The organism is Pontibacter qinzhouensis (genome assembly GCF_008017455.1).
Classification (GTDB): domain Bacteria; phylum Bacteroidota; class Bacteroidia; order Cytophagales; family Hymenobacteraceae; genus Pontibacter; species Pontibacter qinzhouensis.
Map to the genome: position 1 here is coordinate 1 of NZ_VRTY01000184.1, position 4,201 is coordinate 4,201.

Consider the following 4,201-nt stretch of genomic DNA (forward strand, 5'->3'; position numbering starts at 1 on the left):
ACTAACGCCAGAGCAGAATGAAAAACTACAGTTAACCCGCCAAGAGGAACAGCGTCAGAAAATGGCGTATACGGAAGAGAAACTTTACAGAAGTGTACAAGACATGGAATTGGATTTCTAATCCAGCGTGCCTGTTAAATAGGAATTTGGGTAGACGTTTCCCTTAAGAGATCATCTGAAGTTACAAAACTTGATCCTAATACTAATACCAATATCAGATCAGCAAGATTGAATCCGCACTACATGCGCCTGCTTGTAATACTGTTTGCATTACAGGAAGAATGTTTTATATGCGTCATTTCTGAAGTAACTAAATAAATCAATTTTTATGAAAAAATATTTATACTCATTTATGAGGGTGGCATTGCTATGTTATTGATGAAAAGATAAAGGTAGTGTTAAAGAAGTAATGCTGGCAGAGTTTCTTTAGTATCAATCAGAAAAATAATTTACCTCTTTAGCGAGTTAAGGTATATTCCGTTTGAACATCTTAAATAAATTTTTAAATCAGCATTACTTCTTTAACACTACCAAGATAAATAAACTTTGTCAGATAAATTTTTAATTTTGCTCCCACACTTACTGTAGATACGCCCATGTGAAATACACTTTCTTTCAAGGAAATAAATAAGTAGCCCTCAAAGGTCTGCTTCCATTATTCATTTTTAAAGAAAGAAAGTATGCTTTTTCTTCAGAACGTAACCTATATACATTCCTCTAGAGATTTATTGTTTGAGAACATAAATCTAACGTTAAACCGGCACCAGAAAATAGCCTTGATCGGCAACAATGGGGCAGGCAAATCCACGTTGCTTAAAGTAATGGCTGGCTTGCTGGAACCTTCCGAAGGGGTGGTAAAAGCAGAGGACACTCCCTATTATGTTCCGCAGGTTTTCGGGCAGTTTAACCACCTCACCATGGCCAAGGCCCTGCAGGTAGACGAGAAACTGAAAGCCTTGCACCAGATTCTGAACGGTGAAGTAACAGAGGCCAACCTCACCACCCTAAACGACGAATGGACGATTGAGGAACGTTGCCAGGCTGCCTTAACCTACTGGAACCTGCAGCACCTCGACCTGAGCCAACCGATGAGCACGCTTAGCGGCGGGCAAAAAACAAAGGTGTTTTTGGCGGGCATATCTATTTATCAACCAGAAATTGTGCTGTTGGATGAGCCCAGCAATCATTTAGATACATTTGGCCGGCAGCAACTCCACGCGTTTATTCAAAATTTCTCCGGCAGCCTGGTAGTAGTTAGCCACGACAGAAAATTGCTGAACCTGCTCGACTCAGTTTATGAACTAAGCAAGTGCGGCATTACGGTGTATGGTGGCAATTATGATTTTTATGCAGCTCAGAAACAGGTAGAAAATAACGCGCTGGCGCACGATGTCAGAAGCAGGGAAAAGGCACTGCGCAAGGCAAAAGAAGTGGAACGCGAAACCACCGAAAGGCTGCAGAAACTAGATGCCCGAGGCAAAAAGAAGCAGGAGAAAGCTGGCATGCCTACCATTGTAATGAACACGCTTCGGAACCAGGCCGAGAATAGTACCTCTCGTGTTAAAGGTGCTCTTGCCGAAAAAGTAGGTAGTATATCGCAGGAGTTGAGCGATTTGCGAAAGGAGCTGCCCGATGCCGACAAAATGAAATTCGGGTTCGACAACGCGGGCCTTCCTAAAGGCAAACTCCTGGTTTCGGCAGAAGAAATAAACTTTGGGTACAATCAGCAACTGCTGTGGAGGCAGCCCTTGAGTTTCAGGGTTGTTAGTGGCGAAAGACTGGCCTTGAAAGGCTTAAACGGTTCGGGTAAAACCACGCTCATTAAACTCATGCTTGGGCAGTTAGAGCCAACTGTTGGCATTTTGCAGAGGACCGAAAACAAAGCAGTGTACATAGACCAGGACTATTCCCTGATTCAAAACCACCTGAAGGTGTATGAGCAGGCGCAGGAATTTAATGCTTCGGGGCTGCAGGAGCACGAAATTAAGATTCGGCTCAACCGGTTCCTGTTCCCGAAGGAGTTCTGGAGCATGCCCTGTAGTGCCCTCAGCGGCGGCGAGAAAATGCGCCTTATGCTCTGCTGCCTCACCATCAGCAACCACGCTCCTGACCTGATTCTGTTAGATGAGCCAACCAATAACCTCGACATCCAGAACATTGAGATCTTAACAGCGGCCATAAACGAGTATCAGGGAACACTACTGGTTGTTTCGCACGACCAGGCATTTCTGGAGCAGGTAAACATAGAACAGACTATTGAACTAAGCTGACCGATAGTACTCAAAACTACCGAACCCGGCTTGCCGGAGCAGATGCTGTAGGTAGAGATTAGAGGACAGTTGTTAGATGCCAGATCTTTATCAGTTTGGAGTTGATCAGCCATTTAACAATTTAACAATCAACAAATAACAACCAGCAATTAAATTATTCGAATGAAAATGGCCTTCCAAAAGATTTTGTGCTGAAAACAGTCAAGGGTAGATACTGTAAATGCAGGTTTAAGCCTGCTCCACTTTTTGCGTAACACGTATGGCAGCTTCTTGAAGCTGTTGCAACACCTGCACAAAACCTGGTCGGTTAATAATTGTCTCCTGCAGGCATTGTTCCTGCAATCGGCTCAGTAGCCCGACTGCGGTCTGTGTTTTATCTGCAGGAGCCAGGTGTGTGAGCAAATCGTCGAGCAGGCATCCGAAGGCTCTTACCTCCATACGCTCCAGTGCCTGAGCCCAGGTTTTGTTGACACTGGTGTACGAGGTGGCAGCACCAAAATCGCCCAGCAGCGGGTGAGCAGCAGCATTTATAAGAATATTATGGGCATAGAGGTCGCCATGCAGGAGGTGTTGGGCATGTAGGTGGGCGGCAGCCGAGGCAATACCAGTGGCAATAGAAAGAGCCGTTTGTAAACTGAAACGGGTGCCCTCCAGGTACACATCGCGGGTGCAGGATTCCAGGCTTGGTGGCAGGCCAAGATTTTTGTAGCTAGGTGGGATTAAACTCAGAACCAGCCCTTGCTTTTGCTCCGGATGCCCGCCTATTCTGCCAAGCACCTGCACAAAATTAGGATGGTTACCGGCGGCCATGCAAGCTTTTAGTTCATCTTCCGGGGAGCCATCGCTGGTAATTTCTCCTTTGAAAACTTTTACCGCCACATGCTCCTGAATTTCTGCCGGCTTGTTTCGGTGCCAGTGCGCTTTATAAATATACCCAGATGCCCCCTGGCCAAGCTGCACGTCGAGCGCCAGGTCGGCCCAGTTTATTTCGGTTAGCTCCTTTTCCGGCAGTTCCGACTCGCAGCAGGGGTTGCCTGAGTAAGCCAGCCACGACAAACGCGGAAGCTCAAAAAGCCAGGCTGGCAGTGTTTCCAGTTGGTTGGCGGCGATCCGGAGGAGTTCTATGTTGCGGCACTGCGCCATTTCTTCGGGTAGTGTTCTGAGTTGGTTACCGGCCAGCATAAACTTCTGGAGCCGGCGGCATTTGCCTATAGAAGCAGGCAGTTGCGTAAGCCTGTTGTTTGTCAGAATTAGCCAGCGAATATTCAGCGGAATGGCATCTTCGGCAATAGCAGAAATTTTGTTCTCTTTAAACCCGATCATTTCCAGCTTTGGGCACTCAGAAAGAACAGGAGGGAAGTGCTCGAACTCATTGTTGTAAAAAAATGCTATTTTGAGATTCCGTAGAAGTTTAAACGAATCAGGTAGCTGTGAAATCGGGTTACCCGATAAGTCCAGCATCTCCAGGGTATCGGCCAGGTCTATGATCTCCTCCGGAAACTCTGTTAAACCACAAGATAATAAGCGTAAACTGGTTGTGCCTGCCAGCTGGCCGGATCTGAGCTGTTCTAATGTTTGCATATAGAGAGAGTGAGGATGAGCCAGAGAAGGAACGGTAGAGCATTGTTGTGCCTGTAGCCGTTGCTTTACTTCTTTTCATTACCTGCGTTTGAGCTGCATTAATTTTGTTCAAATCGTAAATGTACGAAAGGCACTCGCCATTGTCGGTACCCTTGCCTAAAAAAACTGTAAAACCTTTCTGAAGGCTGTTTTTATTTGAGTGTATAACATATTACGGGGTAGTTATATAGTAATACTTCTATAAAGAAGGTTCCATCTGGCTTAGCTGCTGCTCGACCCAGTGCCCTCCTGCTGTTTTGTTGCATAGCCTTGGCTCTGAGCGCTCACGGCCGCGAGGCCCCGTCCTTGGC

General features: G+C 46.3%; 2 protein-coding genes. One reads left to right on the forward strand and one right to left on the reverse strand.

Annotation, left to right across the window (positions count from 1 at the left end):
* The first annotated feature begins 680 nt into the window (after positions 1-680).
* Positions 681-2,270, forward strand: a complete 1,590-nt coding sequence (locus tag FVR03_RS23730; protein ID WP_147924261.1) for an ABC-F family ATP-binding cassette domain-containing protein — start codon at positions 681-683, stop codon at positions 2,268-2,270.
* A gap of 228 nt (positions 2,271-2,498) precedes the next feature.
* Here the strand turns inward: FVR03_RS23730 and FVR03_RS23735 are convergent, their stop codons facing one another.
* Positions 2,499-3,851 (reverse strand): leucine-rich repeat-containing protein kinase family protein, encoded by a 1,353-nt coding sequence (locus tag FVR03_RS23735; RefSeq protein WP_147924262.1) that lies wholly within the window; start codon positions 3,849-3,851, stop codon positions 2,499-2,501.
* Between the last annotated feature and the right edge of the window lie 350 nt (positions 3,852-4,201).